This is a genomic window from Streptomyces sp. NPDC053431, assembly GCF_044544925.1.
Classification (GTDB): domain Bacteria; phylum Actinomycetota; class Actinomycetes; order Streptomycetales; family Streptomycetaceae; genus Streptomyces.
Map to the genome: position 1 here is coordinate 218,820 of NZ_JBITXX010000012.1, position 20,085 is coordinate 238,904.

19 protein-coding genes are annotated in these 20,085 nt (G+C 72.1%); 14 read left to right on the top strand and 5 right to left on the bottom strand.

Going from position 1 to position 20,085, the window contains the following annotated elements; all coding sequences use genetic code 11:
- Positions 1-183: 183 nt before the first annotated feature.
- The 9 genes from ACIGXE_RS26255 to ACIGXE_RS26295 all read left to right on the top strand — a co-directional run bounded on the left by ACIGXE_RS26255 (position 184) and on the right by ACIGXE_RS26295 (position 8,466).
- Positions 184-639 (top strand): hypothetical protein, encoded by a 456-nt coding sequence (locus ACIGXE_RS26255; protein WP_399751340.1) that lies wholly within the window; start codon positions 184-186, stop codon positions 637-639.
- Positions 640-646: 7 nt separating this feature from the next.
- Positions 647-2,482, top strand: coding sequence for an alpha/beta hydrolase (locus tag ACIGXE_RS26260; RefSeq protein WP_399751341.1), 1,836 nt, complete (start codon positions 647-649; stop codon positions 2,480-2,482).
- Positions 2,479-3,438 carry a hypothetical protein gene (locus ACIGXE_RS26265; RefSeq protein WP_399751342.1) on the top strand — a complete coding sequence of 320 codons (960 nt, stop codon included), beginning with the start codon at positions 2,479-2,481 and terminating at the stop codon, positions 3,436-3,438. Before ACIGXE_RS26260 ends, ACIGXE_RS26265 begins: the two co-directional genes overlap by 4 nt.
- Before the next feature lie 132 nt (positions 3,439-3,570).
- The gene (rpe, locus tag ACIGXE_RS26270) at positions 3,571-4,254 is read left to right on the top strand and encodes a ribulose-phosphate 3-epimerase (RefSeq protein ID WP_399751343.1); all 684 of its coding nucleotides are present in this window, start codon (positions 3,571-3,573) and stop codon (positions 4,252-4,254) included.
- 143 nt (positions 4,255-4,397) lie between these two features.
- Complete coding sequence (locus ACIGXE_RS26275; protein WP_399751386.1) at positions 4,398-5,447, top strand: sugar-binding transcriptional regulator; 1,050 nt, start codon at positions 4,398-4,400, stop codon at positions 5,445-5,447.
- Positions 5,448-5,502: 55 nt separating this feature from the next.
- Positions 5,503-6,000: a ribonuclease domain-containing protein gene (locus ACIGXE_RS26280; RefSeq protein ID WP_399751344.1), complete on the top strand. Its 498-nt coding sequence runs from the start codon at positions 5,503-5,505 to the stop codon at positions 5,998-6,000.
- Positions 5,987-6,331 (top strand): barstar family protein, encoded by a 345-nt coding sequence (locus tag ACIGXE_RS26285; RefSeq protein ID WP_399751345.1) that lies wholly within the window; start codon positions 5,987-5,989, stop codon positions 6,329-6,331. The genes ACIGXE_RS26280 and ACIGXE_RS26285 overlap by 14 nt, the downstream gene beginning before the upstream one ends.
- 101 nt (positions 6,332-6,432) lie before the next feature.
- The gene (locus ACIGXE_RS26290) at positions 6,433-7,875 is read left to right on the top strand and encodes a GuaB1 family IMP dehydrogenase-related protein (RefSeq protein WP_399751346.1); all 1,443 of its coding nucleotides are present in this window, start codon (positions 6,433-6,435) and stop codon (positions 7,873-7,875) included.
- A gap of 87 nt (positions 7,876-7,962) precedes the next feature.
- Complete coding sequence (locus ACIGXE_RS26295) at positions 7,963-8,466, top strand: GNAT family N-acetyltransferase (protein WP_399751347.1); 504 nt, start codon at positions 7,963-7,965, stop codon at positions 8,464-8,466.
- Here the strand turns inward: ACIGXE_RS26295 and ACIGXE_RS26300 are convergent.
- Positions 8,450-9,463 (bottom strand): GDSL-type esterase/lipase family protein, encoded by a 1,014-nt coding sequence (locus ACIGXE_RS26300; RefSeq protein WP_399751348.1) that lies wholly within the window; start codon positions 9,461-9,463, stop codon positions 8,450-8,452. The genes ACIGXE_RS26295 and ACIGXE_RS26300 overlap by 17 nt on opposite strands.
- 330 nt (positions 9,464-9,793) lie before the next feature.
- Here ACIGXE_RS26300 and ACIGXE_RS26305 point away from each other — a divergent pair, with 330 nt between their 5' ends.
- Both ACIGXE_RS26305 and ACIGXE_RS26310 read left to right on the top strand, forming a co-directional pair.
- Positions 9,794-11,290, top strand: a complete 1,497-nt coding sequence (locus ACIGXE_RS26305; RefSeq protein WP_399751349.1) for an amino acid permease — start codon at positions 9,794-9,796, stop codon at positions 11,288-11,290.
- A 10-nt stretch (positions 11,291-11,300) separates the two neighbouring features.
- Positions 11,301-11,756 carry an Lrp/AsnC family transcriptional regulator gene (locus ACIGXE_RS26310; RefSeq protein ID WP_030691274.1) on the top strand — a complete coding sequence of 152 codons (456 nt, stop codon included), beginning with the start codon at positions 11,301-11,303 and terminating at the stop codon, positions 11,754-11,756.
- Positions 11,757-11,834: 78 nt separating this feature from the next.
- Here the strand turns inward: ACIGXE_RS26310 and ACIGXE_RS26315 are convergent, their stop codons facing one another.
- Complete coding sequence (locus ACIGXE_RS26315; RefSeq protein ID WP_399751350.1) at positions 11,835-12,380, bottom strand: Repetin; 546 nt, start codon at positions 12,378-12,380, stop codon at positions 11,835-11,837.
- A 325-nt stretch (positions 12,381-12,705) separates the two neighbouring features.
- Here ACIGXE_RS26315 and ACIGXE_RS26320 point away from each other — a divergent pair, with 325 nt between their 5' ends.
- On the top strand, positions 12,706-13,524 hold the full coding sequence (locus tag ACIGXE_RS26320; RefSeq protein WP_399751351.1) for a carbon-nitrogen hydrolase family protein: 819 nt from the start codon (positions 12,706-12,708) through the stop codon (positions 13,522-13,524).
- Between the two features lie 54 nt (positions 13,525-13,578).
- Positions 13,579-15,276, top strand: coding sequence for a flavin monoamine oxidase family protein (locus ACIGXE_RS26325; RefSeq protein WP_399751352.1), 1,698 nt, complete (start codon positions 13,579-13,581; stop codon positions 15,274-15,276).
- A gap of 25 nt (positions 15,277-15,301) precedes the next feature.
- Here the strand turns inward: ACIGXE_RS26325 and ACIGXE_RS26330 are convergent, their stop codons facing one another.
- The 3 genes from ACIGXE_RS26330 to ACIGXE_RS26340 all read right to left on the bottom strand — a co-directional run bounded on the left by ACIGXE_RS26330 (position 15,302) and on the right by ACIGXE_RS26340 (position 18,775).
- Positions 15,302-16,009, bottom strand: a complete 708-nt coding sequence (locus tag ACIGXE_RS26330; RefSeq protein WP_399751353.1) for a DUF5995 family protein — start codon at positions 16,007-16,009, stop codon at positions 15,302-15,304.
- Positions 16,010-16,081: 72 nt separating this feature from the next.
- Positions 16,082-17,476 (bottom strand): uracil-xanthine permease family protein, encoded by a 1,395-nt coding sequence (locus ACIGXE_RS26335; protein WP_399751354.1) that lies wholly within the window; start codon positions 17,474-17,476, stop codon positions 16,082-16,084.
- A gap of 90 nt (positions 17,477-17,566) precedes the next feature.
- The gene (locus tag ACIGXE_RS26340; protein WP_399751355.1) at positions 17,567-18,775 is read right to left on the bottom strand and encodes an MFS transporter; all 1,209 of its coding nucleotides are present in this window, start codon (positions 18,773-18,775) and stop codon (positions 17,567-17,569) included.
- Between the two features lie 115 nt (positions 18,776-18,890).
- Between ACIGXE_RS26340 and ACIGXE_RS26345 the strand changes: the two genes are divergently transcribed.
- Positions 18,891-20,015 (top strand): ROK family protein, encoded by a 1,125-nt coding sequence (locus tag ACIGXE_RS26345; protein ID WP_399751356.1) that lies wholly within the window; start codon positions 18,891-18,893, stop codon positions 20,013-20,015.
- The last annotated feature ends 70 nt before the right edge of the window (positions 20,016-20,085 follow it).

Here is a 20,085-nt window from a genome sequence, read left to right on the forward strand (position 1 = left end):
CGGCCCGAGGACGGGGCGGCGCCGGCACCGGGGTCTCCGGGCCCGGTGCCGTCCCCACGCCCGGCCTTCGGCGGACCCGACGCTCGGTCATCTAGGTACGAGTACTCATGAGTTGAGCGTTGCTTGTGCGATGTAGTGTTCCTCGCTGGCGATCCAGAGCGGTGAAACGGGGGGCACGAACGCGTGGCGTGGGACGAGTGGGACCAGATCAAGGCCGAGGTGGCCGGCGGACAACCCGCGGCGATGCGACTCAACCATGTCCCGGTCGAGCCCAGCAGCGGGCCCAGCGCCGTGACGGGCGGCCTGAAGTCCAGTCAGAAGGCGTGGAACACGGCCGGTGAGGGCGTGGGCTCCCTGCGCCAGGGCATCGGCACCGGCCTGACCAAGCTGGACGAGGGCCAGGCGGGACTCGGCGCGACCACGGGCTGTCTGACCGCGGCCGCGCAGAAGGACGTCTACGACTCCTGGAAGAAGTACGCCGAAAGCGTCAGCAAGCGGTGCGGTTCGCTCCAGGGAATCCTGCAGCAGGTCGGCCACGACGTGCTGACGACCGATGACGCGGTCAAGGGCGAGATGGACCGGCTGAGCCGCGAGTACGCGGACACGGACGCCGTCGGCGGCCAGACGAAGGGCCGGTGACGGCGGCATGGACTACGCCACCCTCAAGGCCTTCAAGCCCGCCGAGTTCGAGGGCGCCGCCGACGGCTACCGGGCCCTGGGCAACGCGGCCCAGGCAGCCAAGGAGCACATCGAGAACACCGTCGCCACGGGGATGCGCAAGTCGCTGTCGGGCGAGGCGATGGAGGCCTCGCAGAAGCAGCTCAAGGCACTGGCGAAGAACTTCCACTACGCCCTGACCGAATGCCATGTGGTCAGCACGGCCCTGAACGGGTTCGCCTACGACATGGCGGCCGCCCAGCGGAAGCTGGAGGCGGCGATCGCCGACGCCCAGGCGGACGGCTGCACGGTCACCGCGGACGGCTCGGTCGCCTTCCCGGCGGGCCGGAAGCCCGGCGCGGACAAGGACACCGAGGGCGGCACCGTGACGGGGAGCGCCGGAGGCAACGAGACCTCCGACGCCCTGGAGCGCCAGGCGGCGAACATCCACCCGAACCCGAACTACGGGAAGGCGATGGGGTACGCCGACCGGATAGCCGACGCGGTCAAGGAAGCCACGGACGCGGACGCGAAGTGGGAGCCGAAGATACGGGCCCTCAAGGCCGATGACGACCTGACCGTGTCCGACAAGGACTGGACGGACGTCACGTCGGACACCGGGGGCGTGCGCGAGGCGGCCGACGCCTACCTCCACACGATCAAGGCGCCGCCCAAGAACGACTGGCCCCAGGACAACGCCAACTGGTGGAACGGCCTGACCGACGAGCAGCGCGAGGCCTACGTCACCATGCACCCCGCCAGCGTCGGCGCGCTCGACGGCCTTCCCTCGACCGTGCGCGACGAGGCGAACCGCACCGTGCTGGCGGAACAGCGCGCCGCCAAGCAGCTGGAGTACGACGCCTGGCTCAAGAAGGAACCGGAGCACTACCGGCCCTACATCAGCCCCGTCACCGGTCGCGAGGTGAAGGGCGCGATGGTCCCGACGGACGAGTGGAAGGAGTGGGACGAGAAGCGGAAGCAGCTGGAGAACGGCTACAAGGGCATGGACGCCATCCAGACCCGGTTCGACAACTTCACGAGCGAGAGCAACCGCCCTTACCTTCTCGGCTTCGACGGCAACAACATGGGGCGTGCGATCGTCTCCATCGGGAACCCGGACACCGCTGACAACGTGGTGACATATGTGCCGGGGACGTTCGCCAAGCTGGAGTCCATAGGCGGAGACATGGACCGGGCGGTGGCGCTCCAGGCGGAGGCCGAGCGTCAGGACGGCGCCCACTCGACGGCCTCGATCGTGTGGCTCGGCTACGACGCCCCGCAGGGCATCATGACCGACGCGACGGAGACCAAGTGGGCCGACAACGCGAGGGAGCCGCTCGGCAACTTCATCCAGGGGATCGAGGAGGCCAACCACCGCGAGGGCGGTGTGAACCAGACGCTCCTCGGTCACAGCTACGGCTCCCTGGTGGTGGGGGAGACCATGAGCATGCACGTGGACCTGCCGGTCGACAACGCGATCATGGTCGGCAGCCCGGGCGTCGGAGTGGACCACGCCAAGGACCTGAACATTCCGCCGGACCACGTCTTCGCGGCCACGGCCCAGAACGACCTCATCAACGTCGCCCCGCCGTTCGCCAAGGACTACCTCAGTCCGAAGGGGTACTGGGACACCTTCTTCGACCACGACGCGATCGTGCACGGAACCGACCCGACCTCCGAGGACTTCGGCGGCCAGGTCTTCGAGGTCCCCAACGGGAAGCTGCCGATCGTGCATGACTGGGATCTGATGCCCGCGCACTCCCAGTACTGGGACGAAAAGCCCCTCGGCACCCTGGGGAAGATCGTGACCGGAGGACGACTGTGAATCCACGCAAGGCCATCCCGGCCGCCGCACTGCTGGCCATGACGATCATGGTGAGCGCGTGCGGGGCGCAGGGCGACGGACAGACCGGCGGCAACGCACCGAAGCAGGTAACGATGAACGAGCAGCAGGCGATCGACCGGGCAGAGGAGATCATCGGCGAGGCGGTGGCCGGCATGTCGCCCCGACCGACACTGGAGCGCATGGGCAACGCGCCCGTCGGCGCCTGCATCGCCAGGGACGACCACGGTGCCGACGACCGGGTGCAGGTGACCCTCATCTACAAACTGACCGGCGTTCCGGGGGCCCAGGCCCAGAACCTCGTGCGCCAGGCACGGGACGCCTGGCTGAAGAAGGGCTACAAGTACAACACCTCGGGCGAGGTCGACTGGGCCGGAGCCTTTCCGACGGTCTACATGCGTACGGAGCCCGACGACTTCTGGATGGACGCCGTCACCGGAGTCGTGGACCGGGCCAAGGGTGAAGGGATCGCCTCTCTCAAGGTGACCTCGCCCTGCTTCCTCCCGCCCGGCAAGGGCTCGGCCGCCGCGGCCGATCCGGCCGCGTTCGAGACCGCGGACGCCGACTCGCCGGCCGCGCGCCGGGCTCTCGGGCACTCCAGCCGGATCTACGACGTGCTGGGGGTCGGCGCGGCGCCCACGCAGCCCGGGGAGGGCCTCAGCGAGGTCCGGACCGAGTCCGGAGCCGCGGTCCATCACACCTGGTCGACCGCGCCGCTGTCGGAGGAGGAGCAGGCCCGGGCCGTGGCGCGCGCCCGGGAGTACTTCCAGGGCGCGGGGTGGCGCGTCCGTCCCATGCCGACCGCCGCGGGTGCCCCGGGCGTCGTCGCCGGGCAGCCCGACGAGCACACGGTCGCGCAGATCGCGGTTTCGGACACCGGCGCGGTGCTGGTCGCGGTCACGACGCCGCACGAGGGCCCGGAGTCAGCGGACGTGTGACAGCCGATTCCGCCGGCCCTACCGGCGGAATCGACTGGTCTGTACCATTACGTACCCCGCGTGAAAAGGTCTCCGCATTCTCCTGACCGCTTCGCGGCAAAGAAGTACTCAAGAACGTGGCAGGCTTGGCACATGGCGCAGATCAATCCCAGCATCCTGTCCGCGGACTTCGCCCGGCTCGCCGAGGAGGCGAAGGCGGTCGACGGGGCCGACTGGCTGCACGTCGACGTGATGGACAACCACTTCGTGCCCAACCTGACGCTGGGCGTGCCGATCGTCGAGTCGCTCAGCCGGGCGACCGACACCCCCCTCGACTGCCACCTGATGATCGAGGACCCGGACCGCTGGGCCCCGCAGTACGTGGAGGCGGGCGCGGGTTCCGTGACCTTCCACGTCGAGGCCGCGGCCGCGCCCGTACGCCTCGCGCGGGAGATCCGCGCCAAGGGCGCGCGGGCGTCCATGGCGCTCAAGCCCGCCACCCCGATCGAGCCGTACGAGGACCTGCTGCCCGAGCTGGACATGCTCCTGATCATGACGGTCGAGCCCGGCTTCGGCGGTCAGGCCTTCCTCGACATCATGCTTCCGAAGATCCGCCGCACCCGTGAGCTGATCTCCAAGCACGGTCTGGAGCTCTGGCTCCAGGTCGACGGCGGCGTCGCCGAGTCCACCATCGAGCGGTGCGCCGAGGCCGGCGCCGACGTCTTCGTGGCCGGTTCCGCCGTCTACGGGGCCGCCGACCCGGCCGACGCCGTCCGCTCCCTCCGGGCCAGGGCCGAGTCCGCGACCGCCTCGGCGGCGTGGGCGTGTGGCCACTGAGCCTCCAATGACCCACCGGTACGTGAACGCGGTCCGTCGGGCCGCCGACACGGCCGAGTCGGACCCGCCGGATCTGACAGGATGAACGGTGAGTCCAGAGTGTGAACAGCACCAGCCGGAACACGGCACATGAGCAGCGGTACGTGAACAGCAGTGAGGAGATCGCGGTGGCGGGTATGTCGGCGGGACGGTCAGCCCTGCGGATGGGCCCCGCGGAGCTCGTGCAGGCGGCGGCCATGGCCCGCCGCTTCTACCTCGAGGGCAAGTCGAAGATCCAGATCGCCGAGGAGTTCGGCGTGAGCCGCTTCAAGGTGGCCCGGGTCCTGGAGACGGCCCTGGAGCGCGACCTCGTGCGCATCGAGATCCGCGTGCCGGCCGAGCTGGACGCGGAGCGCTCCGACGCGCTCCGCGCCCGCTACGGGCTGCGCCATGCCGTGGTCGTCGAGTCGCCGGCGGAGGGCGAGGACGAGTCGCCCGACCCGGAGAACCTCGGCGAGGTCGCGGCCGACCTGCTCGGCGAGCTGGTCAACGAGGGAGACGTGCTGGGCCTGGCCTGGGGCCGCTCCACCATCCACATGGCGGCGGCCCTGGACCGTCTCCCGCCCTGCACCGTCGTGCAGCTCACCGGCGTGTACGACGCGGGCACGGCCGAGCGCGGCTCCGTCGAGGCGGTCCGGCGGGCCGCCCAGGTCTCCGGCGGCGAGGCCCACCCCATCTACGCGCCGATGCTGCTGCCCGACGCGGCGACCGCGAACGCGCTGCGCAGCCAGACCGGCATCGCGCGGGCCTTCGAGTACTTCGACAAGGTGACCGTCGCCTGCGTCTCCATCGGCTCCTGGGAGCCGGGCATCTCGACCGTGCACGACATGCTCTCCGAGGAGGAGCGCGCCCACTACGCCTCGCTCGGCGTCGCCGCCGAGATGTCGGCGCACCTCTTCGACACCGAGGGCCGCCGGGTCGGCCGCGACCTGGGCGAGCGCTGCATCACCGTCGAGGCGGACCGGCTGCGCCGGATCCCCGAGGTCGTCGCCATCGCCGGCGGCCAGCGCAAGGCGGCGGCGATCGGCGCGGTGCTCCGCTCCGGCCTCGTCACCAGCCTGGTGACCGACCGCTCGGCCGCCGACTACCTGCTCAGCGAGTTCAGCCCGGGCCCCCGCCCGGCCCTCGACCGCACGGACCCGGACGGCAACTGACCCCACCGGGCGCGCCCGCGCGCCCTCGCGGGCGGGGCGGTGGCAGCATCGGCGCATGATCCACCGCTGCGCCCGGCTCGGGCTCACGCTCCTGGCCGGGCTCGCGCTGCTCCTCACCGGGCTCACGGGGTGCTCCGGCGGCGGCACGGGCCCGGGCGACGCCGCCCCCTCCCGTACCCCCGCCCCCTCCCGTACCGCCGCCTCCGGTCCCGCCTCCGCCGGTGCCCCCACACGGGCCTCCGGGCGCCCCACGGCCTCGTCCGGCCTCCCCACCGTCCGCGAGGACGAGCTGCCCCGCGAGGCCCGTCAGACCCTCGCGCTCATCAGGAGCGGTGGCCCCTTCCCGTACGCCAGGGACGGCGCGGTCTTCTCGAACTTCGAGCGCGTCCTGCCGCGGCGCCAGCGGGGCTACTACCACGAGTACACCGTCAGGACCCCCGGCGAACGCGACCGGGGCGCGCGGCGCATCGTCACCGGGCAGCGGGGGGAGACGTACTACACGGACGACCACTACCAGAGCTTCCGGGAGGTGGTCACCGATGAGGATCGATGACGCCGTCGTCCTCGACCTGCACGGGGTCACGGACAAGACGGCCTTCATCAACCGCTGCGTGCACGCCCTTCCGCTGCCGGTCTGGTTCGGCCGCAACTGGGACGCCCTCGCCGACTGTCTCGCCGATATGCGCCAACCCATGGCGATCGTGGTGACCCACTGGCAGGCTTATGCGGAGGCCGAACCGGACGAGTGGTCCATCGCCCAGGAGGTGTTCTCGGCGGCTGCCCGGGCCAGCTCCGCCGGCCTCGCGGTCCTGCTGTCGCTCGGGGGTCACCCCGACGATTTGGAGGATCGGACAGGCGCCTCGGCGCAAGGCTCGGATGATTAGCCCGCACCTTCCGCGCCCCCCGGCGTGGGACAATGAACTACGTGCTTTTTCCCCTGGCTGAAATGCCTAGGGGCCGATCCGAACGACTGGGATGTCAGCACGTGCGTTTCCTCAATGACGTCAAGCCGCCGTACGACCTCACGTACGACGATGTGTTCATGGTGCCGAGCCGCTCGGCCGTCGGCTCCCGCCAGGCCGTGGACCTCGCCTCGCCCGACGGGACCGGTACGACGATCCCGCTGGTCGTCGCCAACATGACCGCCATCGCCGGCCGCCGCATGGCCGAGACCGTCGCCCGCCGCGGTGGCCTGGTCGTCATTCCGCAGGACATTCCGATCGACGTCGTCACCGACGTCATCGGCTGGGTCAAGTCCCGCCACCACGTCCTCGACACCCCGATCGTCCTGGACCCGCACCAGACGGTCGCCGACGCGCTCTCCCTGCTGCCCAAGCGGGCGCACAACGCCGGTGTCGTCGTCGACGAGAACCGGCGCCCGGTCGGTGTCGTCACCGACGCCGACCTGTCCGGCGTGGACCGCTTCACCCAGCTGTCCGAGGTCATGTCGAAGGACCTGCTGCTCCTCGACGCCGACATCGACCCGCGCGAGGCCTTCAACACCCTCGACGGCGCCAACCGCCGCTACGCCCCGGCCGTCGACGCCGACGGCAAGCTGGTCGGCATCCTCACCCGCAAGGGCGCCCTCCGCGCGACCCTGTACACCCCCGCCACCGACGCCGACGGCAAGCTGCGCATCGCCGCCGCCATCGGCATCAACGGCGACTTCGTCGGCAAGGCCAAGCAGCTGCTCGACGCCGGCGTGGACACCCTCGTCATCGACACGGCCCACGGCCACCAGGAGTCGATGATCAGCGCGATCAAGGCCGTCCGCGCGCTCGACCCGCACGTCCCGATCGTGGCCGGCAACATCGTCGCCGCCGAGGGCGTCAAGGACCTCGTCGAGGCCGGCGCGGACATCATCAAGGTCGGTGTGGGCCCCGGCGCCATGTGCACCACCCGCATGATGACCGGTGTGGGCCGCCCGCAGTTCTCGGCCGTCCTCGAGTGCGCCGCCGAGGCCAAGAAGTACGGCAAGCACGTCTGGGCCGACGGCGGTGTCCGTCACCCCCGCGACGTCGCCATGGCGCTCGCCGCCGGCGCGTCCAACGTCATGATCGGCTCCTGGTTCGCCGGCACCTACGAGTCCCCGGGCGACCTCCAGCACGACGCCCAGGGCCGTGCGTACAAGGAGTCCTTCGGCATGGCCTCCGCCCGCGCCGTCCGCAACCGCACGAGCGACGAGTCCGCCTACGACCGCGCCCGCAAGGCGCTGTTCGAGGAGGGCATCTCCACCTCGCGCATGTTCCTCGACCCGCAGCGCCCGGGCGTCGAGGACCTGATCGACTCGATCATCGCCGGTGTCCGCTCCTCCTGCACCTACGCCGGTGCGGGCTCGCTCGCCGAGTTCGAGGAGCGGGCCGTGGTCGGCATCCAGTCCGCCGCGGGTTACGCGGAGGGCAAGCCGCTGCACGCCAGCTGGAGCTAGTCCGGCACCGCCGGCACGCGTCGGCACACCGTGGGCCCCCGGGAAATCCCTCCCGGGGGCCCACGGCGTTCCCGTACGGTCGGCCGCATGGACCGTACGGAGATCAGGCCCTGCCGGGCCGAGGACCTCGACCTGCTCGACCGCCACCTGCCCGCCCCGGGGGCGCCCACCCGGCACGCCGACCGGCTGGCCCGCCAGGAGGCCGGGCTCGGGACGTATCTGATCGCCTGGCGGGACGGCCTGCCGGCCGGTCACGGGCAGGTCCGCTGGGACGGCTGCGCCGCGCCCGAGGTACGGGCCGCGCTCGGGGACTGCCCGGAGTTCAACGGCCTCGACGTCCGCGCGGAGCTGCGCGGCCAGGGCATCGGCACGGCCCTGGTCCGCGCGGCCGAGGAGCTGGCCCGCGAGCGCGGCAGGACGCTCCTCGGCCTCGGCGTGGCCCACGACAACCCCCGGGCGGCGGCGCTGTACGCCCGCCTCGGCTACGCGCCCGTGACGGCGTACACCGACCGTTACGGGTACACGGACGCGGACGGCGTCCGGCGCGACCACGCCGACGGCTGCACCTTCCTCGTCAGACGGCTCGACTGACCGGCCGGTCCACGAAGCCGGCCGCCCGCAGCGCCCCCGCCACCGCCTCGGCGAGCCGCGCGTGCCCCCGGTCGTTCGGGTGCAGGCCGTCCGCCAGGTCCTCCGGGGAGAGCAGCGGGCCGCCGGGCAGCAGGGCCAGGCGGGCGTCGCCGGCCGCCACGAGGTCCCGTACGGCCTCCTCCATCGCCGTACGCAGCTCCGCGAGCGTCGCGCCCAGGGCGTTGCGGGTGTGCTCGGCCGCCGGGCGCAGGACGGGCGAGAGCAGCAGCAGCGGGGTGTCGGGGTGGCCGCGGCGGACCAGGCCGACGAAGGCCCGGGTCGTCTCGTAGAGCAGGGGCGCCGAACTGGGCACGGCCGCCCAGCAGTTGGTGCCGAAGGCCAGGGTGATCAGCGCGCCCGGGAGCCGGGCCAGGTGCTCGGCGAGGGGAAGCTCGCCGCGGGCGCCGCCCGCGTAGCCGAGGTTCACCGGGTCGAGGCCGAGGGTCCGGCCGGCCGTCGCGGGCCACGCGTGTGCGGGGCGGGTGGACCACCAGCCCTCGGTGATGGAGTCGCCGTGGACCAGCCAGCGGGGGCGGCGCGGCGCGGGGGAGAGGCGCCCGCCGACCGGCCGCAGGCCGCGCACGACCGGCGCCTGCCCCTCCGGCAGGTGGACGGTGAACTCCCCTCCCGCCGGGGGGAGTTCGATCCGGACGACGGCCTCCTCGGCCGGCTCGGCGAACACCTCGGTGACGCAGCGCGTCCCCCGCCAGAGCGCGAAGCAGTGCCGCAGGGCCCGCAGGGAGTCGCCGGCCGGCGGGGGCGCCGCCCGGTAGCGCAGCTCGACCGCCCGGGTGCCGGGCGCGGCCGTGAACTCCACCCGCACGCCGATGGGCAGCGCGGCCCGCTCGGCGATGTCCCAGGGCAGGCGTCCGAGGTCGGCGGGGTCGGCGCGGACGGGCCGGTCGCCGTCCAGCCACGCCGTGCCGCGGAGAAAGGGTTCGGGCTCCAGCCAGCTCACGAGGACCTCCGTTCGGGCGGGTGCAGGGTGGGTCGTCGGGCCCGAGGAGTCAATGCGCATGACGGGCACGTCATGCCCCCGATGTGTCGATTCATGCGGGGGAGCGCAATGTTTCCCCGTCTGTGCCCGAAGAGCGCAATGATCATCCGGCAGTGCGCAACAACCCTGCATTACGACTGCGAAGCTCTAGCCCTTAGGCTCGTGCCCCGTACCAGGAGTGGCGGCGACCGCCTGCTCGGCGGTTCCCCCTTCCCCCGTGGGCTGTCTCGGCATGCCCGCGTACCGCCGCGGTCCCCGCTCGTCGACAGGCAGCGATAAGGAGCCCCCGCAGTGCTTGACCACGGCGCAGCCCCACCGGCCGAGGACACGTCCGTCCCGACCGCCCGCACGACCTCCGGGCTCTCCGCCCTGACCCGCCGCAAGCCGGTAGAGAACCTGGTGGCGGAGGGTGGCCAGGGCGAGGGCGGCACCCTCCGCCGCTCGCTCTCCATGTGGCAGCTGACCATGATCAGCATCGGTGCGACGCTCGGCACCGGCATCTTCGTCGTGCTCGGCGACGCCGTTCCGAAGGCCGGCCCCGCGGTCACGCTGTCCTTCGTGATCGCCGGCCTCACGGCCCTCTTCTCGGCCCTCTCGTACGCCGAGCTGGCCGGTTCCATACCGGTCGCCGGTTCCTCGTACTCGTACGCGTACGCAACTCTGGGCGAACTCGTCGCCTGGGTCTGCGGCTGGTGTCTGGTCCTGGAGTACGGCGTGTCCGTGGCCGCCGTGGCGGTCGGCTGGGGCGAGTACCTCAACGAGCTGCTCGACGGCACCATCGGCGTCACCATCCCCGACGTGCTGTCCTCCGCCCCCGGTGAGGGCGGCATCATCAACCTGCCCGGCCTGATCGTCGTCCTGCTGGCGATGGTGTTCCTGCTCGGCGGCGCCCGTGAGTCCGCCGTGGCCAACACGATCATGGTCGCGGTGAAGATCGCCGCGCTCGTGCTCTTCTGCGCCATCGGCTTCATGGGCTTCAAGTCCGGCAACTACAAGGACTTCATGCCGCTCGGCGTCACGGGCATCGGCGCCGCCAGCGCCACCCTCTTCTTCTCGTACATCGGCTTCGACGCGGCCTCCACGGCCGGCGAGGAGGCCAAGAACCCCAAGCGCGACCTGCCGCGGGCGATCATGCTCTCGCTGATCATCGTCACGGTGTTCTACGTCCTCGTCGCCGCCGTCGCGGTCGGCGCCTGGAACTGGAAGGACTTCGAGGGCTCCGAGGCCACCCTGGCGGCGATCATGAACGACGTCACCGGCCAGACCTTCTGGGGCACCCTGCTCGCCGCCGGCGCCGTCATCTCCATCGCCAGCGTCGTCCTGACCGTGCTCTACGGCCAGACCCGCATCCTCTTCGCCATGTCCCGCGACGGCCTCGTCCCGAAGGCCTTCGGCCGGGTCAGCGCCAAGACCGGCACCCCGCGCGTCAACACGGTGATCGTCTCCCTGTTCTGCGCCGCGCTCGCCTCGGTGATCCCGCTCGGCAAGCTCGTCGACGCGACCAGCATCGGCACCCTCTTCGCCTTCGGACTGGTCAACATCGCGGTCGTCGTGCTCCGCTACACGCGCCCCGACATGCCGCGCACCTTCAAGGTGGTGTTCGGGCCGGTCTTCCCCGTGCTCGGCTTCTTCTTCTGCGCGTACAACATGTTCAGCCTCGACTCCGTCACCTGGGTGGTCTTCGGTTGCTGGATGGCCGCGGGACTCGTGTTCTACTTCCTGTACGGCATGCGCCGCTCCCGACTGGCCACGGCCCCGGCCCTGGCAGAGGCCCCCGCAGAGAAGTGATCCACCCGTAGTGCGACTCAACGACCTCGACGAACGCATCGTCCACGCCCTCGCGGAAGACGCCCGCCGCAGCTACGCCGACATCGGCTCGCTCGTCGGCCTCTCCGCGCCCGCCGTGAAGCGGCGCGTGGACCGGCTCCGGGCCGAGGGCGCCATCACCGGCTTCACCGTACGGGTGGACCCGGCGGCGCTCGGCTGGGAGACGGAGGGGTTCGTCGAGATCTACTGCCGCCACAACACCTCGCCGGAGGACATCCGGCGAGGGCTGGAGCGGTACCCGGAGGTGGTGTCCGCGTCGACCGTCACCGGTGACGCGGACGCCGTCGTCCAGGTCTTCGCCTCCGACATGCGCCACTTCGAGCGGGTCCTGGAGCGCATCGCGGGTGAGCCCTTCGTGGAGCGCACCAAGTCCGTCCTGGTGCTCTCGCCGCTCCTGCGGCGCTTCTCCTCCGGCTCGCCCGCGTAGCGGCCGCCCGGCAGCGCCGCGCACGCCCGCCGGGCGGGCCGCCCACCCCCGTGGGGCGGCCCGCCCGGCGGGCGTTTCTCATTCGGTGGGGTACTCCAGCTGCCAGGGCAGCACGTGGAAGTCACCGGTGCCGTCCTCGACCTTCTCGAACGGGGCCGAGCTCAGGCAGGGCGGCACCTCCAGGTCCGTCTCCCGTCCGACCCAGCTGTAGCCCAGCCGGTCGTGCTTCCCGAGGTCGTTGACGGAGACGCCGACCCGCTTGCCCAGGCGCTCCTTGATGTCGGTGTCGACGATGACGCCGGTCACCACGGCCATCTTGCCGCCGGTGACCAGGCAGTCCACCTTCGCCACCGCGTAGCCGCCCGGGAAGCCGGGCTTGTAGTGGCTGAACCGGAAGGTGCCCGTGGCCGCCTGCGGGTCGTCGTTGTGCTCCGCCGCCAGATGCGCGTCGAAGCTGAAGGTGATGTCGTCCCCGGCCGGCCGGTACAGCTTCGCGGTGCCGGTGAGCGCCGCCGCCTCCCGGCTGCCGCCCCTCCCGTCGCCCGAGGCGGTGGCGGAGCCGGCCGCCCCCGCCGTGATCAGCAGGGCGGCGGCGACAGCGGCGATCTTCGTACGGCGGTTCATGACGTGCGGTCCCTTCGGCAGGCCGTTTCGGCAGGTCGTCCGGGGTGTCTTCCGGACGCCCACCACTCTTCCGCGCGGCCGGCGCCAGGGCGTCGGGCCGGGGGAGGGTCCGCGTCTCCGCCACGCGGCGGGGGAGCCGTACGCCTGCGGTCGGAGGGGTGCGCAACGAATCGCCGCCAGGGCCGACGATCGCGCAACGGTTCGACGGTCGGTCCGCAACGGTCTCGCCTTGTCCCGGCCGAGCCCGAAACCGTACCGTTTTTGACGTCTTCCCTTTGAATTTCTCCTCGAAATTCTCCCTCCCCTCCGGCCCCGAGGATCGCTCATGCCCGCGCTGCGCATCGCCCTGCTCCAGAGCTCCGGAGAGCTCGGTGACGTCGCCGCCAACCTGAAGATCCTCGACGAGGCCGCCGGACGCGCCGCCGCGGCCGGAGCCGGCCTGCTGCTCGCCCCCGAGTTGTTCCTCACCGGCTACGCCATCGGCGCCGACATCGCCCGGCTCGCCGAGCCCGCCGACGGGCCCTCCGCGCAGGCCGTCGCCGAGATCGCCGTCCGCCACGGCCTGGCCGTCGGCTACGGCTACCCGGAGCGCGACACCGGGGCCCACGGGGTGCTGCACAACTCCGCGCAGCTCTTCGGTGCCGACGGCGCCGTGCTCGCGCACTACCGGAAGACCCACCTCTTCGGTGACTTCGAGCTCGAGTGGTTCACCCCCGGCGACCAGGCCGTCGTCCAGGCGCGGCTCGGCGGCCTCACCGTCGGCCTGATGATCTGCTACGACGTCGAGTTCCCGGAGAACGTACGGGCGCAGGCGCTGGCCGGCACGGACCTCCTCCTCGTGCCGACCGCCCTCATGCACCCGGCCGAGATCGTCCCCCAGGCCGTCGTTCCCGTGCGCGCCTTCGAGAACCAGCTCTACCTGGCGTACGCCAACCGGACCGGCCCCGAGGGCGCATTCGAGTTCGTCGGCCTGTCCACGCTGGCCGGCCCCGACGGCACCGCCCGGGCCCGCGCCGGACGCGGCGAGGACCTGGTCCTCGGCGACGTCGACCCCGACTTCCTCGCGGCCTCCCGCGCGGAGAACCCCTACCTCCGCGACCGCCGCCCCGGCCTGTACGGCCCCCTGGTCCACGACCGGGCCTGAGCCGCCCCCGCCCTCCCGCCTGTTTCACCGTTTCGTGCAAGGAGTCCGTACCCCATGACGTCCACCGTGCCCAACGCCGTCGAGCACGCCGACGAGCAGCAGCCGCCGATCACCATGTTCGGTCCGGACTTCCCGTACGCCTACGACGACTTCCTGGCCCACCCGGCCGGTCTCGGGCAGGTCCCCGCGACCGAGCACGGCACCGAGGTCGCGATCATCGGTGGCGGCCTCTCCGGCATCATCGCCGCGTACGAGCTGATGAAGATGGGCCTCAAGCCCGTCGTCTACGAGGCCGACCAGATCGGCGGCCGGCTGCGCACCGTCGGCTTCGAGGGCCCGGAGACCGAGGGCCTGACGGCCGAGATGGGCGCGATGCGCTTCCCGCCGTCCTCCACCGCGCTCCAGCACTACATCGACCTGGTCGGCCTGGAGACCAGGCCGTTCCCGAACCCGCTGGCCGAGGCCACCCCGTCGACCGTGGTCGACCTCAAGGGCGAGACCCACTACGCCGAGACCATCGACGACCTGCCGCAGATCTACCGCGACGTCGCCGAGGCGTGGAACGCGTGTCTGGACGAGGGCGCCGACTTCTCCGACATGAACCGGGCGATGCGCGAGCGCGACGTCCCGCGCATCCGCGAGATCTGGGCCAAGCTCGTCGAGAAGCTCGACGACGAGACCTTCTACGGCTTCCTCTGCAAGTCGGAGGCCTTCCAGTCCTTCCGCAAGCGCGAGATCTTCGGACAGGTCGGCTTCGGCACCGGCGGCTGGGACACCGACTTCCCGAACTCCATCCTGGAGATCCTCCGGGTCGTCTACACCGAGGCGGACGACCACCACCGCGGCATCGTCGGCGGCTCGCAGCAGCTGCCGCTGCGCCTGTGGGAGCGCGAGCCGGAGAAGATCGTGCACTGGGCCCAGGGCACCTCGCTGAGCTCCCTGCACGAGGGCACCCCGCGCCCGGCGGTGACCCGCCTGCACCGCGCGGCCGGCAACCGGATCACGGTCACCGACGCCTCCGGCGACATCCGCACCTACCGCGCCGCGATCTTCACCGCCCAGTCGTGGATGCTGCTGTCCAAGATCGCGTGCGACGACTCGCTGTTCCCGATCGACCACTGGACCGCGATGGAGCGCACCCACTACATGGAGAGCTCGAAGCTCTTCATTCCCGTGGACCGTCCGTTCTGGCTGGACAAGGACGAGGAGACGGGCCGGGACGTCATGTCGATGACGCTCACCGACCGGATGACGCGCGGCACCTACCTGCTGGACGACGGCCCGGACAAGCCGGCCGTCATCTGCCTCTCGTACACGTGGTGCGACGACAGCCTGAAGTGGCTGCCGCTGTCCGCGAACGAGCGGATGGAGGTCATGCTGAAGTCGCTCGGCGAGATCTACCCGAAGGTCGACATCCGGAAGCACATCATCGGCAACCCGGTGACGGTCTCCTGGGAGAACGAGCCCTACTTCATGGGCGCCTTCAAGGCCAACCTGCCCGGCCACTACCGCTACCAGCGCCGCCTGTTCACCCACTTCATGCAGGACGGCCTGCCCGAGGACAAGCGCGGCATCTTCCTGGCCGGCGACGACATCTCGTGGACGGCCGGCTGGGCCGAGGGCGCGGTGCAGACGGCGCTCAACGCGGTCTGGGGCGTCATGCACCACTTCGGCGGCGCGACCGACGGCACCAACCCCGGTCCGGGCGACGTGTACGACGAGATCGCCCCGGTCGAGCTGCCGGAGGACTGAGTCCCGGGACCGGGTCCAAGGACGATCAGGGCCGCGCGAGCGGGGTGAGCAGCATCCGCCCCACCAGGCCCACCGACCGGTCGAGGCGTTCGGTGAACTCCTCGGCCAGGTCGGGCAGCCGCCGCAGCTGCCACAGCGAGCGGGCGGCGAGCCAGGCCCCGTCCCGGGCCCGGTCCAGGCTCCAGCAGCCGAGCAGATGCGTCAGCGGGTCCGCGACCTCCAGGAGGTCCGGGCCCGGCATCAGTTCGTCCCGGATGCGCTCCTCCAGGAGCACGAGGACGTCACCGACCCGGTCGAACTCGTCCTCCAGGTCCGTGGGCGCGCAGTCCAGGGTCCGGCAGGTGTCGACCACCGCGAGCGCCAGGTCGTGGCCGATGTGCGCGTTGATCCCGGCGAGCGCGAACTGCAGCGGCCGTACCCCGGGGTGCCGCCGGTAGTGGAAGAGCGGACGCCAGCAGGCGGGGGCCCGGCTGCCGCCGGCCACGGCGTCGACGACCGCGAGATAGCGCTGGGCGAACCGTACGTCGAGGGTGGCGGCGGCCCGCCGGTCGGCGAAGGTGCCCGCCTCGATGGCCCGGCCGATCTCCTCGGTGACCGTCAGATAGACCCGGTTGAACACCGCGACCCCGTCGGCCGGGTGCCAGGCCGCGCGAAGCGACCGCATCCGGTCCACGACGGGGTCGAGCGCCACGAACGGCCCGATCTGCCGACTGGTCTGCTGGGTCTGCGCCATGGGGGCAGGCTCCCAGCCGCCGGGCCCGGAGGGAACTCCTCGGGCCCGGCTTCGCCGGAACGGGCGAATCACTCAGTTCTTCGACGTCTCCTCGGCGCCGGCCTCGTACGAGCTGGTGCCGGAGTCGAGCAGGGGCTCCTGCTCCTTCAGGTGGGCCGGGGCGAAGGCGCGCAGCACGTGGTAGCCGGTGATCACGACGAGCGTGCCGAGGGCGATGCCGCCGAGCTCGAAGGTGTCGGTGAAGGTGAGCTTCACGCCGCCGACGCCGATGATGATGCCGGCCGCGGCCGGGACCAGGTTGAGCGGGTTGCGCAGGTCGACGTCGGCGTTGATCCAGATCTGCGCGCCGAGCAGGCCGATCATGCCGTACAGGATCACGGTGATGCCGCCCAGCACGCCGCCCGGGATGGCGGCGACGACCGCGCCGAACTTCGGGCAGAGGCCGAACAGCAGGGCGAATCCGGCCGCGGCCCAGTAGGCGGCGGTGGAGTAGACCCGGGTGGCGGCCATCACGCCGATGTTCTCGGAGTACGTGGTGTTCGGCGGCCCGCCCACGGCGGTGGACAGCATCGAGGCGGCGCCGTCGGCGGCGATCGCGGTGCCCAGCCTGTCGTCCAGCGGGTCGCCGGTCATCTCGCCGACGGCCTTGACGTGTCCGGCGTTCTCGGCGATCAGCGCGATGACGACGGGCAGCGCGACGAGGATCGCGGACCACTCGAAGCCGGGGCCGTGCAGCGAGGGCAGGCCGATCCAGTCGGCCTTGGCGACGCCGGAGAGGTCCAGCCGCCAGTGGTCGGTGACCTGGCCGCTCGCGGACATCGAGTGGATCTTGCCGAAGACCAGGTCGAAGACCCAGGAGATGCCGTAGCCGAAGATCAGGCCGAGGAAGATCGCGATGCGCGACCAGAAGCCGCGCAGACAGACCAGGGCCAGGCCGGTGAAGAGCATCACGAGCAGCGCGGTCCACTGGTCCTGCGGCCAGTAGGTGGCGGCGGTGACCGGGGCCAGGTTGAAACCGATCAGCATGACCACGGCGCCGGTGACGATCGGCGGCATGGCCGCGTGGATGATCCGCGCACCGAACCTCCGCACCGCGAGGCCGGCCAGGAACAGCACCCCGCCGACCACGAACACCGCGCCGGTCACGGTGGCGCTGGTGCCGCCCGAGGCCCGGATCGCGGCGGCGACGCCGACGAAGGAGAGCGAGCAGCCCAGGTACGAGGGGACCGTGCCGCGGGTCGCCAGCAGGAAGATCACGGTGGCGACACCGGACATCATGATCGCGAGGTTGGGGTCCAGGCCCATGAGCACCGGGGCCACGAACGAGGCGCCGAACATCGCCACCACGTGCTGGACGCCGAGGCCGACCGTACGGGGCCAGGAGAGCCGCTCGTCCGGCCGGACGACGGCTCCCGGAGCGGGTGTCCTCCCGTCGCCGTGCAGGGTCCAGCGCACGCCGAGGCTCATGTGGTCGCTCCAGTTCTCCGGGTTCCGGTGGCTCCCCGTCCCGACGTGTCGGAGCCGGAGAAGATCAGCCACATGGTAATGCGCCGCAGGTCAGCGGACCCCTTGCGCCGCCTCGGCCTCGGCCGCGCCCGCCGTGGTCCGGGCACCGGGCCGGAGCACGCCCGCGCCCAGGACGAGTCCGAAGGTGAGCAGTGTGACCAGGCCGAAGGAGACGACCAGCGAGCTGGCGTCGGCGATGCCGCCGATCGCCGAGGGGGCGACGAGACCCGAGGTGTACGTGATGGTCGCGACGCCCGCGATGGCCTGGCTGGGGTTCGGGCCGCTGCGTCCGGCGGCGGCGAAGGCCAGCGGGACGACGACCGCGACCCCGAGCCCGATCAGGCCGAAGCCGGCCATGGCGAGCACCGCGTGCGGCGCGAACACCACGAGCAGCCCGCCGAGGGTGGCCGCGAGGCCCCCGACCCGTACGGTGCGCACCGCGCCGAAGCGGTCCACGACCCGGTCGCCGACCAGCCGGGCCAGGGCCATGGTGAGGGCGAAGGCGGTGGTCGAGGCGGCGGCGAGACCGGCCGAGGTGCCGAGCTCGTCCTTGAGGTAGACCGCCGACCAGTCGAGGCTCGCGCCCTCGGCGAAGACGCCGCAGAACCCGATGGCGCCGATGACCAGGGCGGACTTCGGCGGCAGCGCGAAGCGCGGCGGCGCCTCCTCCTCGGGGGCGCTGTGCAGGTCGAGCACGCCCTGGCAGCTGATCAGGCCGAGCGCGGTGAGGGCCAGGGCGGCGATCAGGTGGTGCAGCCGGGCGTCGCCGCCCAGGTGGGCGGCGAGCGTGCCGGCCGCCGAGCCGAGCAGGGCGCCGGCGCTCCACATGCCGTGCAGGCCGGACATGATCGAGCGGTCGAGCCGGTTCTCGGTCTCGACGCCGAGCGCGTTCATCGCGACGTCGGACATGCCGGCGGTGGCGCCGTAGACGAGGAGGGCCGCGCACAGGCCGTAGATGTTCGGCGCGAGCGAGGGCAGGGTCAGGGACAGGGTCCACAGGGCGAGCAGTCCGCGCAGCGCGTTGCGCGCCCCGAAGCGGTGGCTGATCGCTCCGGCCAGCGGCATCGCGAGCGAGGCGCCGATCGCCGGGAAGGCGAGGGCGAGGCCGAGCTGGCCGGCGCTCACGCCGGCGTGCTCCTGGATCCAGGGGATGCGGGTGGCGAAGCTGCCCGTCACGGCGCCGTGGACGCAGAAGACGGCGGCGACGGCGTGTCTGGCCCGGCGCAGCCGGTCGGTGGTGAAGACGGTCTCCGCCGCCATGTGCCCTCCCCTGGGAGTCGGTCCTCGGATCGCCGGTAAACTATCAGGAACCCTGCCTGATAAATAGTGGGGGCACGCGCCCCGGACGGCCGATCGCGTCTGAGAGGATCCCCGCATGGCCGCATCCCCGAGCACCGCACGGGCCATCAACGACCGGCTCGCCCTGCGACTGCTCCAGGACGAGGGCCCGTTGACGGCCTCCCAGCTCAAGACTCTCACCGGGCTCTCCCGGCCCACCGTCGCCGACCTCGTCGAACGGCTCCGGGGCTCGGGGCTCGTCCATGTCGTCGGCGAGTCCGGGGCCGAGCGGCGCGGCCCCAACGCCAAGCTGTACGGGATCGTCGCCGGCCGCGCCCACCTGGCCGCCCTCGACGTCCGCACGCGCTCGGTGTCGGTCACCGTCACCGACCTCCTCGGCGGCACGCTCGCCGAGGCCGCCGCCCCGGTCGGCGACGACGGAGGCACCGGCCCCGCCGTGGAGAAGGCCGTCACCCTCCTGGAACGGACCGCGAAGGAAGCCGGCGTCGAACGGCTGCACACCGTGGCCGTCGGCGCGCCGGGCCTCATCGACCCGGCGACCGGCGAGCTGCGCGACTCCACGGGGCTGCCCGCCTGGCACCGCCGGCTGATCGGCGTCCTCCAGGAGCGGCTCCCGGCGCATGTCCTGGTCGAGAACGAGACCAACCTCGCCGCCGTCGCCGAACTGCGCGAGGGCGCGGCCAGCGACCGGGACGACTTCGTCCTCCTCTGGCTCGGCCAGGGCGTCGGCGCGGCGGTCGTCCTCGACGGCCGGCTCCGGCGCGGGGCCTCCGGCGGCGCCGGCGAGATCGGCTTCCTGCCCGTGCCCGGCACCTCGGGGCTGCCCACGGCCTCCGGCTGCGACGGCGGCTTCCACGAGCTCGTCTGCGTCGCCGCCGTGGAGGCCCTGGCCGTCGCGCACGGCCTCGCCCCGGCCACGGCGCTCGCCTCCGGGCACGGCCCCTTCCTCGACGCCCTCGCCCACCGCCTGGCCGTCGGCGCGGCGGCGGTCGCCTCCGTCCTGGACCCCGGCTGCGTCGTCCTGGCCGGCGAGACCGGCCATCAGGGCGGCCCGGAACTCGCCGCGCGCGTCGAGGCGGCGCTCGCCACGCTCTCGCCCCTGCGCACCGAGGTCCGCGCCACCACCCTGGGCGACGCGGCGGTCCTGCGGGGCGCCCTCCTGCGGGCCCGGGACGCGGCCCAGGACGAGCTGTTTCCCTGAGGGGGTCCCTGACGGAGCCCTGAGGAGCCCCTGACGGAGCCCTGAGGAGCCCTGAGGAGCCCCTGAGGGA